Source organism: Roseinatronobacter sp. NSM (genome assembly GCF_052379845.1).
Lineage (GTDB): Bacteria > Pseudomonadota > Alphaproteobacteria > Rhodobacterales > Rhodobacteraceae > Roseinatronobacter.
In genome coordinates, this window is record NZ_JBQTCF010000033.1 from 1 (window position 1) to 16,847 (window position 16,847).

A 16,847-nucleotide genomic window follows, 5' to 3' on the forward strand; every position below is an offset into this window, starting at 1 on the left:
TTTTTTTACTGCACAATGCCCCTTGCCTGACGCAAGGTCGCGCTTGCCATATTCCGTATTTGGCACAACACTAATTTTATTAATGAGTATTGCGTAGATTGGTAACCACGCGACCCACCCTAACCCTGTGTGGTCGCGTGTTTTTGCGCGGCAGGAGGAGTAAGCGTGGAAAAATCAATCCTTATGGCGGGCTTTCTGGCCCTGTTTGCGGTCCCTGCCTTGGGCGACCCGGCGCATGGGCTTTGGAAAACCGCCCCTGATGACAACGGCAATTTCGGCCATGTGCAGATACAGACCTGCTCCAACGGCAAAATATGCGGGGGGCTGGTCGCGGCATTTGACAGCGGGGCCCAACAGATTGCATCAGACAATATTGGGCGGGCCATTGTGTGGGACATGGAACCCCAAGGGAACGGGCAGTATCGCAATGGGCGCGTTTATGCCCCCGACCGCGACCGCACCTATACATCGCGCATGGAATTGCGGGGGCGCGAACTTGGCGTTTCGGGCTGCGTCATGGGACTATGCCGCGAGTCGCTGTGGACCCGCGTAAACTGACATGACGCGCCGTGCGCCAATGTGGCGCGGCGCGCTTGCGCCCCCATATGGCACACGAAAAATTGCCCTGTCCGTGCAGGCTTGCTATTGTGCAGCGCCGCCATATGGGCAATTGTGCCCTTCAGACAGAATGTCTGCCCCCGCCTGCAACACAGCAATTCGCGCTGCGCAAACAGCATGAAGTGGTCACACCTTGCTTAAATCTGGCCCATGGCCGAAACCTTTAGGCAGTTGCTGCGTTCATCCACAGATGAAGGGCAGATTTGGGGCGTAAGGGCAACATGTCGGGAACCAGATACGAATGCGAAGTCTTCTGCGCCGATGATTTTGCAGTGACTTGGGGAATAAACGAAGGCGACCCCCTTGGGCTGCCGCAGGAATGTGTTCTGGGCGATATCTACAGCCTGAAATCCACACATGTTTTTTCCAGACTGACCCTTCAGCTTGACCCCGCCATTACCGTGCTGCACCATCGTGGTAGTCGCTGTCCTGACATGCCCGCAGGCGCGAAGGTCAGGCTGCTGGGCCAGCTCCGGCTTATGGCCTATGACGGCGATGTGCTGGAAGTGATCTTGTTGCAAATCGAAGGGCAGGTTTTCGGCTTGCCCCTTGGGCCAATGCGCGCGGCCACCGATTATGCCCTCATCGAGATCAACACAACAGACACAGCGCTGCGCCTGTCCGAGATTGTGCGCGGGTGTTTCGGTGCGGGCACGCGCGTGACCATGGCAGATGGCAGCCTGACCGCCATTGAACAACTGCAAAGCGGGGATATGGTCCTGACACGCGATCAAGGCGCGCAACCTGTGCGGTGGTTGGGCAAGGTCACCTTGCGCGGGTATGGGGCCTATGCGCCTGTGGTCATTCCCGAAGGGGGGCTTGGCAATCTGCGCAGTCTGAAACTGGCCCCGCGCCAGCGTATCTTCTTGTATCAACGCGGGGATAAGCGGCTGGGGGGGCGCGCCGAAGTGCTGGTGCAGGCACTGCACCTGGTTGGGTCTGCGGGCATAACCCAACACGAAGGCGGGTTCGTGGAATACTTCAGTCTGGCCTTCGATGAACACCAGATCATCTATGCAGAAGGCGTGCCCATGGAAAGCTTGCTGGTGTCGCGCGCCACCATGACACGCCTGCCCCCCGCCCTGCGGACAGATTTGCAAGCGCGCTATCCCAATTTGCAGCACAAGCCACATTTTGCGCAGGATGTGGCGTCAGAACAGCCGCCGGACGCGCCACATGGCATAAGTTCGCGCGCCTAACCCTGCGTTTTTGCGAAAGCAAAGTGACGGCGCAATTCCGATCTGCTAAGACAGGGTGCCATGTTTTCAGATCATCACAGGGTGCGGTGTTGCCTGCTATCAGAACAATTCTTGTTGCAACGGACCTGCAGCAGCGCTCAGCGGCAGCGCCGGAACGGGCTGCGGCGCTTGCGCGCAAACTGGGCGCGCGCGTTGTGCTGGTGCATGCAGCGCCGGGACGAATCAACCCTGTGGCACGTTTTACCCTGCGCAAGAGACCGGCCAGCGGGACCAGACCTGAAACCGCCCTTGCGCGGATGATGGAACAATACCGCGATGTGCCCATGGACTATGTCATCGCGTCTGGCGCTGTCGAAAATGTGATTTCCCAAGCCGCCAGCGATGTGTCGGCGGATCTGGTGGTTGTGGGGCTGCACAAGCTGCGCAAAGTGCTTGATACCCTTCGGCTGACCACCATGGAACGCATTGCGCTTGCGGTGTCCTGCCCGGTTCTGGTGGCACATACCACCGCAGTTACACCCTATCGTTGTGTTCTGGGCGCAATCACCTTCGCGCCCGCTTCCGCGCAGGCCATGGCAACAGCGGGAATTCTTGCACCAGATGCCGAATTCAATGCCATTCACGCACTGCAACTGCCCCTGAAGGAAAAGCTTCCCAACTCCGAGGTGGAAAACGGCACCGCCATGACCAGCGCCATATTGCAGCGTGACGCGTTCATGCGGCTGGACGGATTGCCCCCGCATATGAATTTGCCCGAAATCATCCCCGGCGGGGTCCACGAAGTTTTGCAATTCCGCATCAACGAACTTGACCCCGATCTTGTTGTAATCGGCAGCGCATCCGGGCGCGATAGCGCCAGCCTTGGCAATTACGCCCGCGACCTTATGCGTGCGCCACCAACCGACCTTCTGATTGCGAAACCCGCCTGAAACGCGCCTGACGCAGCGGTGAACGGGCATGTTGCGTTCATCCGCGCACTATGGCGGGGGCGGATGTCGAAAAACACTCGCAACCCAGAAAAATATGCGCTATTTAATTGTTTAACGTTGAACTATCACTTTTTCCGGGAGGGCTACCAGGCATGGCCACACGAAAAACCGCCGCGAAACCAAACGTTTCGGCCGAAGAGTTGTTGGGGTATTACCGCGACATGTTGCTGATCCGCCGATTCGAGGAAAAAGCAGGCCAGCTGTACGGAATGGGCCTGATTGGCGGGTTCTGCCATCTGTATATCGGGCAGGAAGCTGTTGTTGTCGGGTTGGAAGCAGCGGCCAAGGATGGCGACAAGCGCATCACATCCTACCGCGATCATGGTCATATGCTGGCCTGCGGGATGGACCCCAAGGGCGTGATGGCCGAACTGACCGGGCGCGAGGGGGGCTATTCCAAGGGCAAGGGCGGCTCGATGCACATGTTCTCCAAGGAAAAGCATTTCTATGGCGGGCATGGCATTGTCGGCGCACAGGTGCCACTGGGCGCGGGGCTGGCGTTTTCGGACAAATACAAGGGCAATGACAACGTGACCTTCACCTATTTCGGGGATGGTGCGGCCAATCAGGGCCAGGTCTATGAAACCTATAATATGGCCATGTTGTGGGATTTGCCGGTGATCTTCGTGATTGAAAACAACAAATACGCCATGGGAACCTCTGTGCAGCGCGCCACCAAATCCCCCAGCCTGTGGGAACGCGGTGCCGCTTACGGCATCAAGGGCGAAGAAGTTGACGGGATGGACGTTCTCGCGGTCAAGGCCGCCGGTGAAAAGGCTGTCGCGCATTGTCGCGCAGGCAAGGGGCCGTATATCCTTGAAGTGATGACCTATCGCTACCGCGGGCATTCCATGTCAGACCCCGCCAAATACCGCACCCGCGACGAGGTGCAGAAAATCCGCGAGGAACGCGACGCCATTGAACATGTCCGTGATTTGTTGTTGCAGGGCAAACATGCCAGCGAAGATGACCTGAAGGCCATCGACAAGGACATCAAGGCAGTCGTGAATGACGCGGCCGAATTCTCCAAGGAAAGTCCCGAACCCGCGCTGGACGAACTTTGGACCGATATTTACGCATCCAGCGTGCCACAGAACGCTTGACAGGGGGGACAGGAATCATGGCAACCGAAATACTTATGCCCGCACTCTCTCCCACCATGGAGGAAGGCACATTGGCCAAATGGCTGGTGAAAGAAGGCGATACTGTAGCCGCCGGTGACATTCTGGCCGAGATTGAAACAGACAAGGCCACGATGGAATTCGAAGCGGTGGACGAAGGGGTGATCGGCAAAATCCTGATCGCCGCAGGAACCGAAGGCGTGAAGGTGAACACCGCGATTGCCGTTCTGGTGGAAGAAGGCGAAAGCGCCGAGAATATCCAAACTTCAGCGTCGTCGCCCCCCGAGGCCGCGCCTGCGCCGGCCGAGGCGGCCGACAAGGCGGCCCCCGCAGGGGGCTCCGCGAAGGCCGCGCCCCCCGCTGCGCCAACGCCCGACACCAGCCCCGACTGGCCCGAAGGCACCGAAATGAAAACCCAGACCGTCCGCGAAGCCCTGCGCGACGCCATGGCCGAAGAAATGCGCGCCCATGACGAAGTATTTGTCATGGGCGAGGAAGTCGCAGAATATCAGGGCGCCTATAAAATCACCCAAGGGTTGCTGGCCGAATTCGGCGCACGGCGCGTGATCGACACACCTATCACCGAACACGGGTTTGCCGGAATCGGGGTCGGGGCGGCATTCGGGGGCTTGCGTCCGGTTGTCGAATTCATGACATTCAACTTTGCCATGCAGGCGATTGACCAGATCCTGAACTCTGCCGCGAAAACCCTGTATATGTCAGGCGGCCAGATGGGCTGCCCCATCGTGTTTCGTGGGCCAAATGGCGCCGCCGCGCGTGTGGGGGCGCAGCACAGCCAGTGTTACGCAGCATGGTATAGCCATATTCCCGGCCTGAAAGTCGTGATGCCCTATTCCGCCGCCGATGCAAAAGGTTTGCTGAAACAGGCCATCCGCGACCCCAACCCGGTCATCTTTCTGGAAAATGAAATCCTCTATGGGCGCAGCTTCGATGTGCCGGTGCTCGATGATTTCACAATCCCCTTCGGCAAGGCCAAGATCTGGCGCGAAGGCACTGATGTGACCATCGTCAGCTTTGGCATTGGCATGACCTATGCGCTGGAAGCGGCTGAACGGCTGGCCGAAGATGGCATCAGCGCCGAAGTTCTCGACTTGCGCACCATCCGCCCCATGGATACCGACGCTATTCTGGCATCCGTGCGCAAAACCAACCGTCTGGTCACTGTTGAAGAAGGCTTCCCGCAAAGCTCGGTGGGGAATTACATCACCTCGGTGGTGATGCAGCAGGCATTTGATTATTTGGATGCGCCGGTCATCAACCTGACCGGCAAGGATGTGCCAATGCCCTATGCGGCCAATCTTGAAAAACTAGCGCTGGTCACCACCGATGAGGTGGTCGAGGCCGTGCGCAAAGTCACCTATCGCTGAAAAGGGAGGGACCCATGCCTACAGAAATCCTGATGCCTGCCCTCTCGCCCACCATGGAAGAAGGCACGCTTGCCAAATGGTTGGTCAAGGAAGGCGACAGCGTGTCTTCTGGCGACATTCTGGCGGAAATTGAAACTGACAAGGCCACGATGGAATTCGAGGCCGTGGATGACGGTGTGATCGGGAAACTTCTTGTGGCTGCCGGTTCGGACGCCGTGAAGGTCAACACCCCGATTGCGGTGCTGCTCGAAGATGGCGAAAGCGCCGATGACATCAAAACCACCAGCGCCCCCGCCAGCGCGGGTGCCCCGGAAGCCGCGTCTGCGGCTGACGCGGCTGCGAAGGCGGCCCCCAAAGGGGGCTCCGCCGCAGCCGCCCCCCCTGCGCCGCACCGCGACGGGCAACGCATCTTTGCCTCGCCGCTTGCACGCCGCATCGCCGCCGAGAAGGGCATTGATCTGGCGAAAATCACCGGCTCCGGCCCGCATGGCCGCATCGTCAAGGCAGATATCGACGGCGCGAAACCCGCAGCCAGTGTCACGCCCGCCGCCGCTGCCGCCCCCGCAGCGGCCAAAGCTGCCGCCGCCGCGTCTGGCCCGACCGCCGATCAGGTCGCGCGTATGTATGAAGGCCGCGACTATGAAGAAGTCAAGCTTGACGGTATGCGCAAAACCGTTGCCAGCCGCCTGACCGAAGCCAAGCAGACGATCCCGCATTTCTATCTGCGCCGCGATGTGCAGCTTGATGCGCTGATGGCGTTCCGCGCCGGTCTGAACAAACAGCTGGACGCGCGCGGCGTCAAATTGTCGGTCAATGACTTCATCATCAAGGCCTGTGCCATGGCGCTGCAAGCGGTGCCTGATTGCAATGCCGTTTGGGCCAGTGACCGTATCTTGCGCCTGAAACCGTCCGATGTGGCCGTGGCTGTCGCAGTCGAAGGCGGGTTGTTCACGCCTGTGTTGAAAGACGCGCATCTGAAATCCCTGTCCGCCCTGTCGGCCGAAATGAAGGACCTTGCAGGTCGTGCCCGGAACAAGAAACTGGCGCCGCATGAATATATTGGCGGTGCCATGGCCATTTCCAATCTTGGCATGTTCGGGATCGAGAATTTCGATGCGGTCATCAACCCGCCGCATGGGTCCATTCTGGCAGTTGGCGCAGGTCTGAAAAAACCTGTTGTCGGGGCAGATGGCGAATTGAAGGTGGCCACTGTCATGTCAATGACCCTGTCTGTGGATCACCGCGTGATCGACGGGGCCCTGGGCGCGGAATTCCTGAAAGAGGTTGTCGCCTATCTGGAAAACCCCGTGACCATGCTGGCATAGCAGCTTTAACAAAATCCTGCAAAGAATTGAAAAGGGGCGCAAAAGCGCCCCTTTTCGTTACGCGGGGGCAGCGAAAAATTCCTTTGGGAAACTGCTGCCGCCGGGTCAATCCGCTTGCTGTTGCTGGCGCATCTCTGCCTCAATCTGGCGCCAGCGGGCAACGGCGCGGTTGTGGTCAGCCAGATTGGTGCTGAACGTATGCCCGCCAGTGCCATCTGCCACGAAATACAGATAGGGTGTATCATCAGGGTCCAGCGCTGCGGCAATTGCCGCGCGGCCGGGATTGGCAATAGGCGTTGGCGGCAAACCATCAATCCGGTAAGTATTATAAGGGGTTACCGCGTCCAGTTCAGAACGCCGCAACCCGCGCCCCAATGTGCCGCGCCCCTGCGTGATGCCGTAAATAACCGTGGGGTCGGTTTGCAATCGCATCGGCACCGCAAGGCGGTTCACAAATACGCTGGCAACCTGTCGGCGTTCATCTGCAACGCCGGTTTCCTTTTCCACAATAGACGCCATGATCAGCGCCTCTTGCGGGGTTTGATAGGGCAGGCCATCGGCGCGGGTTTCCCAAAGCTGCGTGAGGATCGCTTCCTGTCGGGCTTGCATATCTGCCAGCAGCGTTTCGCGGCTTGACCCGCGCGTGACCGAATAGCTGTCAGTTGCCAGCATGCCTTCGGGGGGCACCTCGCCTGCTTCGCCGTCCAGAAACTCGGCCAGCCGCAGACCTTCCCATACCTGCCAGCTGGTGGCGCCTTCCGCGACGGTCACGCGGTATTGCATATCCGCTTGCGCTGTGAAACGCGCATAGTCTTCGGGCGGTTCCTGCCCTGCATCGAACTGCACCACGGTTTCAAACCGCTGCGTTGCCGGGTCCAGTTCACGCACCAATGTGTCAATGCGCGTCACCCCGATCCGATACTGGATTTCGCTGCCACAGGTCGACGCCCCGCCCCGCGTAAGAATATCAAGGATTTCATCCATCGAGGCCGCTTCGGGAATCAAATACGACCCGAAGCGCAGACGATCCGCGCGCGCGCTGTATTGCGCGCCCACACGAAACACCTGTTCGGATTTGATGGCGGATTGTTCGGCAAGCCCGCGCGACACCACCCGCAGGCTTGCACCCGGTTCCACGCGGAAACACACAGGCTGTGTCAGCGGTCCGGGACCTGTAAACTGACGTTTTCCTGCAGAAATGATGATGGCCAGCCCGATAAGGCCAACAATCATCAATGTCAGCGCATTGGCTACAACATGGCGCACCATCAGCTGTCAATCTTTCCCAGAATCAAGCTGGCATTGGTGCCGCCAAACCCGAAGCTGTTGGACAGAGCCAGCCGGATATCGCGTTTGCGCGCCACCTTCGGGGCCAGATCAATCGGTGTGTCCACGGCGGGGTTGTCAAGGTTCAGCGTGGGGGGCGCAATCTGGTCGCGGATGGCCAGAATGCAGAAAATAGCCTCGACCGCGCCTGCGGCCCCCAGCAAATGCCCGATTGCCGATTTCGTCGATGACATCGTGGCCTTGCCCGCGCTGTCGCCGAGCAACCGTTCCACTGCCGCCAGTTCAATGACATCGGCCATGGTGGATGTGCCATGCGCGTTGATGTAATCCAGTTCTGACGGGTGAATACCCGCGCGCGCCACCGCCGCTTTCATGGAGCGCAACGCGCCATCGCCATCTTCTGACGGGGCGGTGATATGGAACGCATCGCCCGACATGCCATAGCCCAGCACCTCGGCATAAATCTTCGCGCCGCGTGCTTTGGCGTGTTCATATTCTTCCAGCACCACGACCCCCGCCCCTTCGCCCATCACGAATCCGTCGCGGTCCGCGTCATAGGGGCGGCTGGCGGCTGCGGGGTCATCTGGGCGCTTGGTTGACAGGGCCTTGCACGCATTGAACCCCGCAATTCCTATTTCGGAAATCGGGCTTTCCGCCCCGCCCGCGACCATGACATCGGCATCGCCAAACGCGATCAGGCGGGCCGCGTCGCCAATGGCATGCGCGCCCGTTGAACAGGCCGTTACCACAGCGTGATTCGGCCCCTTGAACCCGTAGCGAATGCTGACATGCCCGGATACCAGATTGATCAGCGCGCCGGGAATGAAGAAAGGCGACACCCGGCGCGGCCCGCGTTCCTTCAGCAAAACGGCCGTTTCCGCAATGCTGGACAGGCCCCCTATGCCAGACCCGATCATCACGCCTGTGCGACAACGGCTGTCTTCGTCTTCGGGCATCCATCCCGAATCCTGCACCGCTTGCACAGCGGCGGCCACGCCATACAGGATGAATTCATCAACTTTTCGGGCTTCTTTGGGTTCCATCCAGTCATCGGGATTGAACGTGCCGCCCGACCCGTCACCACGCGGCACTTCGCACGCATAGGTTGTGGCAAGACCGCTGGCATCAAAGCGCGTGATGGGTCCCGCACCGGATTGACTGTCCAGCAGGCGCGCCCATGTTTCTTCAACACCGCAAGCCAGCGGCGTGACCATTCCCAGCCCTGTGACGACAACCCTGCGCATGTGCCCTCTCACTCCTGTTCGTCGAAAGATATTATCGTTCTGATAGCGGGATTTGGCCCGCAGGGAAAGGGTTGAGCATGGCGCGAATGCTCACAAAGCGGCAAGCTGCGGGAACCTGCCGATAGGGTCGCGCGCAAAAATGCAAAACGCCACCCCGAGAGGTGGCGTTTCAATTTCCGAAAGCCGTTGGAAAATCAGGCCGCTTCCGAGATGAACTTCACTGCATCACCAAAGGTCTGGATGTTCTCGGCAGCGTCATCGGGAATTTCAATGCCGAATTCTTCTTCGAACGCCATTACCAATTCCACGGTATCAAGGCTGTCTGCGCCCAGATCGTCGATGAAGGACGCGCCTTCGGTGATCTTGCCTTCTTCGACGCCAAGATGCTCGACAACGATTTTCTTCACACGATCCGCGATATCGCTCATGTTCTTCCTCTCGGTTTTTTGCCGGTAGCCGGCCTGTAATGTCCCTCAACCGCCAGTGGTTGGCGGCGTGTTGCGCGCCCAATAGGGCCTTCATGTCCGCAGGTCAAGAGTATTGCGGCGTTTGAAACTGTAGTCTCACTTTCATAGCACAGCCCCGCGCCACCGCAAGCATGCTGCGCGGCGTATGGCATGGGTCCCCGTCATCGCATCGTCAGACCATCGCCATGCCGCCATTAACGTGGAGAACCGCACCCGTCACATACCCGGCCTGATCGCTGGCAAGATACAGCACTGCTGCGGCAATATCGGCGGGGGTGCCCATGCGCGCCGCAGGGATACGCGCGTTGATCGCCGCCTTCTGGTCATCGGTCAAGGCGTCGGTCATTGGCGTGGCAATAAACCCCGGCGCCACACAATTGACAGTGATTCCGCGCGATGCCACTTCTTGCGCCAGCGCTTTGGACATGCCCACCAGCCCCGCCTTGGCGGCAACGTAATTTGTCTGACCGGGGTTGCCGGTGGCACCGACCACCGAACTGATATTTACAATCCGGCCCCAGCGCGCTTTCATCATGCCGCGCAGACTGCCGCGCATCAGGCGCATGGCGGCGGTCAGGTTCACGTCCAGCACTTGTTGCCACTGTGCATCGCTCATGCGCATCAGCAGGTTGTCTTGGGTGATGCCTGCATTATTGACCAGAATATCCAGCGCGCCCATTGCGTCAATCGCGCGTTTGGGCAGGGCTTCCACGGCCTCGGGGTCTGACAGGTTGCATGGCAGCACATGTGCGCGCGTGCTCAGTTCGCGCGCCAGCTCCTGCAAGGGGGCCTCTCGTGTGCCCGAAAGCGCAACAGTCGCACCGGCGCTGTGCAGTGCGCGCGCGATATCGGCGCCAATTCCGCCCGACGCCCCTGTGATCAGCGCGGATTTTCCAGTCAGATCAAACATGAGTATTTCCCCAATCCAGCCCGTTTATGCGTTGTCTTCTGCCCCTATAGCAAGGCTTGGGGCGCAGTGCCAACCGAAAGCGGGTTGTGCAATTTGCCGTTACGGTGGCACAACGGGCCGCAAGCCAGATAGCGCTATCAACCCAAAAGGAGTGGGGCACCATGCTGAACCGCGCCCAGATGACCAAGTTGTTCACCACAGGCGTTGCCGCTGCAAACCCGCATGCGGCGGTGCATGACGCGCTGTGTGATGCGCCTGTGCAGTTGCCTGACGGGGGGCGCTTGTATGTGCTGGCGGTGGGCAAGGCCGCGCGCGCCATGATGCAGGCGGCCTTGGCACAGTTGCCTGTGCCCCATGCCGCGCTGGTGATCACCAATTACGAAAACGCCACCCCGCTGGAGGGGGCGCGCGTCATGGCCGCAGGGCACCCGGTGCCCGATGAAAACGGGCTTCAGGCGGGATTGGCAGTGCAAAAGATGCTGGCACGCACCCGCGCGGGCGACCGGGTTCTTGTGCTGGTATCGGGCGGGGGGTCGGCGCTGATGCCGGCACCTGTTCCGGGCCTGTCGCTGGCCGACAAGGCGCAGGTCAATGACCTGTTGCTGGGCGCCGGGCTGGATATTGTCGCCATGAACGCCGTGCGCCAGCACCTGTCGCGGATGAAGGGGGGCGGATTGTTGCGCATGGCGGCCCCTGCGCAGGTGCACGCACTTATCCTGTCGGATGTGATTGGCGATGACCTGCGCGCCATCGCGTCCGGTCCCACTGTCGCGCCGATTGCCACCCGCGATGAGGTGCGCGCGCTTCTGGCCACATCGGGCTTGTGGGACCGCCTGCCACTGGCCGCGCGCGCGGCGCTGGGGCGTGCGCCGGACACGTCCCCCCTGCCCCACGCCGAAAACCGCCTGATCGGGTCCAATCGCATGTCGCTGGACGCGATGGCGCGCGGGTGTGACGGGGCCGCAATTGTGTCGGATGCGCTGACGGGCGATGTAGGCGACGCTGCCGCGCAAATTGTGGCGATCCTGCGCGACGGCGGGCCGCAGGTTGCATTGTTCGGCGGCGAAACCACCGTCAGGCTGCAAGGCACCGGGCGCGGCGGGCGCAATCAGGAACTGGCGCTGCGCGTGGCCAGCGCATTGGACGGTATTGCGGGCTGGCGGTTTTTGTCAGGCGGCACAGACGGGCGCGATGGCCCCACGGATGCGGCAGGCGCGGTGGTCGATGGCGCAACGCTGGCACGCATTCGTGCCGCCGGCGCCGACCCGGCCGCATTGCTGGCCAATAATGACAGCTACCGCGCGCTGGACTTGGCGGGTGATCTGCTGATCACAGGGGCAACCGGCACGAATGTGGCCGATCTGCAAATCCTGTGCATTGACGACGCGCGCGCATTTTAGGCCCTTGCAGGGCACGCAGGCTTGACTTAATCGGGGCGCCATGACCCAGCATCAACGCCTTCTGATCATCGATTTCGGTTCTCAGGTCACGCAGCTTATCGCGCGCAGGCTTCGGGAACTGAATGTCTATTGCGAAATTCACCCTTATCAGAAGGTGGATGACGCGTTCTTGGCCGAATTCGCCCCCAAGGCGGTCATCCTGTCGGGCGGGCCTGATTCGGTCACGAGGGACGGGTCGCCCCGCCCGCCGAAATCGGTGTTTGCGCTGGGTGTGCCCATCCTTGGCATTTGCTATGGCCAACAGGTGATGATGCAGGAACTTGGCGGGCTGGTCGAAACCGGTCATGGCACTGCGGAATTCGGGCGTGCCTATGTTACGCCGTCAGATGACCGGCTGCCGCTGCTGGACGGCTGGTTTACCGGCGCAGATGGCCGCGAACAGGTCTGGATGAGCCATGGTGACCATGTCAGCCGCCTTGCCCCCGGATTTCAGGTATTCGGCACATCGCCCGGCGCGCCGTTTGCGATTACCGCCGACCCGTCGCGCAAGTTCTTCGCAGTGCAATTCCACCCCGAAGTGCACCACACCCCGAACGGCGCGAAACTCTATGCGAATTTCGTGAAGCTGGCGGGCTTTACCGGCGACTGGACCATGGCGTCCTACAAGGATGAAGCGATTGCGCGCATCCGCGAACAGGTGGGCGACAAGCAGGTAATCTGTGGCTTGTCCGGCGGTGTCGACAGTTCGGTTGCGGCTGTGCTGATTCACGAAGCCATCGGCGACCAGTTGACCTGCGTGTTCGTGGACCACGGCCTGTTGCGCCTGAATGAAGCCGAAGAAGTCGTCACCATGTTCCGCGACAATTACAACATTCCGCTAATTCACGCAGATGAAGCTGATTTGTTCCTGGGCGAGCTGGACGGCGTTTCCGATCCCGAAACAAAGCGCAAGATCATCGGGCGATTGTTCATCGACGTGTTCCAGAAATACGCCAGCCAGATTGATGGTGCGGAATTTCTGGCCCAGGGCACGCTGTATCCTGATGTCATCGAATCGGTCAGCTTTTCCGGTGGGCCGTCTGTAACCATCAAAAGCCACCACAATGTCGGCGGCCTGCCCGAAAAGATGGGCCTGAAACTGGTGGAACCGCTGCGCGAATTGTTCAAGGACGAAGTGCGCGCGTTGGGGCGAGAACTGGGGCTGCCGGACACGTTCATTGGCCGCCACCCCTTCCCCGGTCCGGGACTTGCCATCCGTTGCCCCGGTGAGATCACACGCGAAAAGCTGGAGATCCTGCGCCGCGCCGATGCGGTCTATATTGACCAGATCCGCCGCCATGGTCTGTATGATGAAATCTGGCAGGCATTCGCGGCCATCCTGCCCATGCGCACTGTGGGCGTCATGGGCGACGGGCGCACCTATGATTTCGCGCTGGGGCTGCGCGCCGTAACATCCGTGGATGGCATGACAGCGGATTACTATCCGTTCACGCATGAATTCCTGGGCGAAACATCTACACGAATCATCAATGAAGTGCGCGGAATCAATCGTGTTTTCTATGATTGCACGTCCAAACCGCCCGGCACGATTGAACTGGAATAATGCCTGTCCTGCTTCAGGGCAACTTGCATTGTGCTGATGATGCGCAAGCCGGTATCGTGCGCCGGCATCTGCGTGACCATATCCGCCTGACGCGGGCGGAAGCGGGCTGCCTGCAGTTTGACGTCACGCCCACGGATGATCCGCATGTCTGGGAAGTGACGGAACGTTTTGCCACGCGCGCAGCGCTTGACGCCCACCAGACCCGCGCCAAATCCAGCCCATGGGGGCAGGCAACTGCTGGCATACCGCGCAACTACACCCTGACCGAAACCTGAAAACGCAACGCTGTGCGTGGTATTTCAAAACGTCTTTTCTAGAACAAACCGCCATGCTAGGCATGGTGCAGGGCGGCCAGAACCGCCGGCCCCGTGCCAGCTTGGCACAGGGCAGAATGATAACAAAACCCTATGGGAGATACCTTATGAAAAAGCTGCTTCTTGCAAGCACCGCGCTGGCCTTCTCGGCTGGCGCTGCGTTCGCCGATGATGTGAAAATGGGCGTCCTGCTCGGCTTCACCGGGCCGCTGGAATCCATCGCGCCGCATATGGCCGACAGTGCTGAGCTTGCTTTTGCCGAAATCAACGAAAGCGGCCTGTTTCTGGGCGGCCAGACCATTTCAGCGGTGCGCGCGGATTCCACCTGCGTTGACTCCTCCGCGGCGCAGGCTGCGGCAGAACGCATGATTTCCTCTGACGGGGTTGTGGCGATCATGGGCGCGGATTGTTCGGGTGTCACAATGGCGATTTTGCAAAACGTCGCAATGTCTGCAGGCGTTCCGATGATTTCGCCTTCGGCAACATCACCTGCCTTCACAACAACCGAATCAAACGGCCTGTTTTACCGCACCTCCCCGTCTGATGCGCGTCAGGGCGAGATTCTGGCAGGTATCGTGATGGAACGCGGCTTTGATCAGGTCGCGCTGACCTATACCAACAACGATTATGGGTCCGGCTTTGCCAACGCATTCGAGGAATCTTTTGTGGCGGCAGGCGGCACCATCACGTCAAAAGTGGCGCATGAAGAAGCCAAGGGCGATTATTCCGCAGAAGTCGGCCAGCTTGCGGCAGCCGGTGGCGATGCGCTGGTCGTTCTGGGCTATGTTGATGGCGGCGGGTCCATGCTGCGCACGGCCTATGAACTGGGCGCATTCGAAAGCTTCTTCATGGGCGATGGCATGTATGGCGATGAACTGGTCTCGGCTGTTGGCGAAGCGCTGGAAGGCACCATTGGCACCATTCCATGGGCGTCTGGCGAAGGCGCGGATATCTTCCAGCAAATCGCCGAAGCGGCGGGCGTGAATGCATCCTCCAGCTACACCCGCGAAAGCTATGACGCAGCGGCGCTGCTGGCACTGGCGGCACAGGCTGCAGGCGAAGCAACCCCCGAAGGCATTGCGGCAAACATTCTGAATGTCGCCAATGAACCGGGCGAGCTGATCTTGCCGGGTGAACTGGCCAAAGGTCTGCAAATTCTGGCGGATGGCGGTGAAATCAACTATGTCGGCGCAACGAATGTTGAACTGGTCGGTCCCGGCGAAGCGGCGGGCAGCTACCGCGAGTATATCGTCGAAGGCGGCGAATACGTGACAGTTACGTTCCACTAAACACGAAACGGGTCCGGAAGGATCCAGCGGCCCGAGGCGACCCCTCGGGCCGTTTTTCCGATACTACCGAAAAACATGTGTGGCGGAAAACAGATGTGGCGGACAGGGAGTAACACATATGGCCATGATCCGGGTCGAAAACCTGCACAAACATTTTGGCGGGTTTCATGCCGTTGACGGGGCGTCACTGGAAATTGAAAAAGGGTCCATCACCGGATTGATCGGCCCGAACGGCGCGGGGAAAACCACGCTGTTCAATGTGATTGCCGGTGTGCTGCCGCCCACATCGGGGCGCGTGCTGATGGAAGGCGAGGATATCACCGGCCTGCCCCCGCATGAGTTGTTTGCCAAGGGCCTGCTGCGCACCTTCCAGATTGCGCATGAATTCCATTCGATGACTGTGCGCGAAAACCTGATGATGGTGCCCCCCGGTCAGGCCGGTGAAAACCTGTGGTCGGTCTGGTTTCACAATGCCCGCGTGCGCGAAGAAGAACGCCGCATTCGCGCGCGTGCCGATGAGGTGCTGGAATTTTTGACCATCGACCATATTGCCGATGAAAAGGCAGGGCAGATTTCAGGTGGCCAGAAAAAGCTGCTGGAACTGGGCCGCACCATGATGACAGACGCGCGCATCGTGTTCCTGGACGAAGTCGGCGCAGGCGTGAACCGCACGCTTCTGAACACGATTGCCGACGCGATTGTGCGGTTGAACAAGGAACAGGGCTATACATTCGTTGTCATCGAACATGACATGGATTTTATCGGGCGCATTTGCGACCCGGTGATTTGCATGGCCGAAGGCAAGGTTCTGGCGCAAGGCACGCTGGATCAGATCAAGTCGAATGAACAGGTGATCGAGGCCTATCTGGGCACGGGCCTGAAGAACAAGGTCAAAGCCGAGGAGGGCGCGCTGTGAAGAAACGCTGCGCCAACAGAATGAGTATTTGGGGCAAGATGAAACATGCAAAGGGTTCGGCCCATGGATAAGCCGGTTCTGATAGGGGATGCCATGACCGGCGGCTATGGCGGGGCGGATATTTTGCATGACTGCACCATCGCGGTGGACAAGGGCCAGATTGCGGTGATTGTTGGCCCCAATGGCGCGGGAAAATCCACAGCCATGAAGGCCGTGTTTGGCATGTTGAAACTGCGCAAGGGGGCTGTGCGTCTGAATGGCGAGGATATCACCGCCCTGACGCCGCAGGCCCGCGTTGCCAAAGGCATGGGGTTTGTGCCGCAGACCAGCAATATCTTTCCATCCATGAGCGTAGAAGAGAATCTGGAAATGGGTGCGTTCATCCGCCGCGACGATTTTCAGGAAACGATTGAACAGGTGTATGAGCTGTTTCCCATCCTGCGCGACAAGCGCCGACAGGCGGCGGGTGAGTTGTCGGGCGGGCAGCGCCAACAGGTGGCGGTGGGGCGGGCACTGATGACCAAACCCAGTGTCCTGATGCTGGACGAACCCACGGCAGGGGTCAGCCCCATTGTGATGGATGAGTTGTTCGACCGCATCATCGAGATTGCGCGCAGTGGCATTTCCATTCTGATGGTGGAACAGAACGCGCGGCAAGCCCTTGAAATAGCTGATAAAGGCTATGTTCTGGTGCAAGGCGCCAACCGCTATACCGACACAGGGCGCGCGCTTCTGGCCGACCCGGATGTGCGCAAAAGCTTCTTGGGGGGGTGATCA

General features: G+C 59.8%; 16 protein-coding genes. 12 read left to right on the forward strand and 4 right to left on the reverse strand.

The genetic code is table 11. The annotated features are described in order from the left end of the window. The first annotated feature begins 165 nt into the window (after nucleotides 1-165). From ACTZWY_RS15950 to ACTZWY_RS15975, 6 genes are all read left to right on the forward strand, one after another. Complete coding sequence (locus ACTZWY_RS15950; RefSeq protein WP_444791700.1) at nucleotides 166-558, forward strand: DUF2147 domain-containing protein; 393 nt, start codon at nucleotides 166-168, stop codon at nucleotides 556-558. A 281-nt stretch (nucleotides 559-839) separates the two neighbouring features. After that, nucleotides 840-1,817, forward strand: a complete 978-nt coding sequence (locus ACTZWY_RS15955) for a Hint domain-containing protein (protein WP_444791701.1) — start codon at nucleotides 840-842, stop codon at nucleotides 1,815-1,817. An 89-nt stretch (nucleotides 1,818-1,906) separates the two neighbouring features. After that, a complete protein-coding gene (locus ACTZWY_RS15960; protein WP_444791702.1) occupies nucleotides 1,907-2,746 on the forward strand; it encodes a universal stress protein in 840 nt (279 codons plus the stop codon). A 152-nt stretch (nucleotides 2,747-2,898) separates the two neighbouring features. After that, complete coding sequence (gene pdhA / locus ACTZWY_RS15965) at nucleotides 2,899-3,909, forward strand: pyruvate dehydrogenase (acetyl-transferring) E1 component subunit alpha (RefSeq protein WP_444791703.1); 1,011 nt, start codon at nucleotides 2,899-2,901, stop codon at nucleotides 3,907-3,909. 17 nt (nucleotides 3,910-3,926) lie between these two features. After that, nucleotides 3,927-5,315, forward strand: coding sequence for a pyruvate dehydrogenase complex E1 component subunit beta (locus ACTZWY_RS15970; RefSeq protein WP_444791704.1), 1,389 nt, complete (start codon nucleotides 3,927-3,929; stop codon nucleotides 5,313-5,315). 14 nt (nucleotides 5,316-5,329) lie between these two features. Then, nucleotides 5,330-6,640: a pyruvate dehydrogenase complex dihydrolipoamide acetyltransferase gene (locus ACTZWY_RS15975; RefSeq protein ID WP_444791705.1), complete on the forward strand. Its 1,311-nt coding sequence runs from the start codon at nucleotides 5,330-5,332 to the stop codon at nucleotides 6,638-6,640. A 105-nt stretch (nucleotides 6,641-6,745) separates the two neighbouring features. Here the strand turns inward: ACTZWY_RS15975 and mltG are convergent, their stop codons facing one another. From mltG to fabG, 4 genes are all read right to left on the reverse strand, one after another. Further along, nucleotides 6,746-7,909 carry an endolytic transglycosylase MltG gene (gene mltG, locus ACTZWY_RS15980; RefSeq protein WP_444791706.1) on the reverse strand — a complete coding sequence of 388 codons (1,164 nt, stop codon included), beginning with the start codon at nucleotides 7,907-7,909 and terminating at the stop codon, nucleotides 6,746-6,748. Continuing rightward, complete coding sequence (gene fabF / locus ACTZWY_RS15985; protein WP_444791707.1) at nucleotides 7,909-9,171, reverse strand: beta-ketoacyl-ACP synthase II; 1,263 nt, start codon at nucleotides 9,169-9,171, stop codon at nucleotides 7,909-7,911. Before fabF ends, mltG begins: the two co-directional genes overlap by 1 nt. A 194-nt stretch (nucleotides 9,172-9,365) precedes the next feature. Beyond that, entirely contained in the window at nucleotides 9,366-9,599 is a 234-nt protein-coding gene (locus tag ACTZWY_RS15990; RefSeq protein WP_444791708.1) for an acyl carrier protein, read from the reverse strand. A gap of 211 nt (nucleotides 9,600-9,810) precedes the next feature. After that, nucleotides 9,811-10,548: a 3-oxoacyl-[acyl-carrier-protein] reductase gene (gene fabG, locus ACTZWY_RS15995; protein ID WP_444791709.1), complete on the reverse strand. Its 738-nt coding sequence runs from the start codon at nucleotides 10,546-10,548 to the stop codon at nucleotides 9,811-9,813. A gap of 161 nt (nucleotides 10,549-10,709) precedes the next feature. On the opposite strand from fabG, the gene ACTZWY_RS16000 reads away from it, so the two are divergent. The 6 genes from ACTZWY_RS16000 (at nucleotide 10,710) to ACTZWY_RS16025 (ending at nucleotide 16,844) form a co-directional block, all read left to right on the forward strand. Continuing rightward, the gene (locus tag ACTZWY_RS16000) at nucleotides 10,710-11,948 is read left to right on the forward strand and encodes a glycerate kinase type-2 family protein (RefSeq protein ID WP_444791710.1); all 1,239 of its coding nucleotides are present in this window, start codon (nucleotides 10,710-10,712) and stop codon (nucleotides 11,946-11,948) included. Between the two features lie 40 nt (nucleotides 11,949-11,988). Then, nucleotides 11,989-13,551, forward strand: a complete 1,563-nt coding sequence (guaA, locus tag ACTZWY_RS16005; RefSeq protein ID WP_444791711.1) for a glutamine-hydrolyzing GMP synthase — start codon at nucleotides 11,989-11,991, stop codon at nucleotides 13,549-13,551. After that, nucleotides 13,551-13,826, forward strand: coding sequence for a putative quinol monooxygenase (locus ACTZWY_RS16010; RefSeq protein WP_444791712.1), 276 nt, complete (start codon nucleotides 13,551-13,553; stop codon nucleotides 13,824-13,826). The genes guaA and ACTZWY_RS16010 overlap by 1 nt, the downstream gene beginning before the upstream one ends. 146 nt (nucleotides 13,827-13,972) lie before the next feature. Beyond that, complete coding sequence (locus tag ACTZWY_RS16015; RefSeq protein WP_444791713.1) at nucleotides 13,973-15,154, forward strand: ABC transporter substrate-binding protein; 1,182 nt, start codon at nucleotides 13,973-13,975, stop codon at nucleotides 15,152-15,154. Between the two features lie 124 nt (nucleotides 15,155-15,278). Continuing rightward, entirely contained in the window at nucleotides 15,279-16,070 is a 792-nt protein-coding gene (locus tag ACTZWY_RS16020) for an ABC transporter ATP-binding protein (RefSeq protein ID WP_444791752.1), read from the forward strand. 63 nt (nucleotides 16,071-16,133) lie between these two features. Continuing rightward, nucleotides 16,134-16,844 carry an ABC transporter ATP-binding protein gene (locus ACTZWY_RS16025; protein ID WP_444791714.1) on the forward strand — a complete coding sequence of 237 codons (711 nt, stop codon included), beginning with the start codon at nucleotides 16,134-16,136 and terminating at the stop codon, nucleotides 16,842-16,844. Nucleotides 16,845-16,847 lie beyond the last annotated feature (3 nt).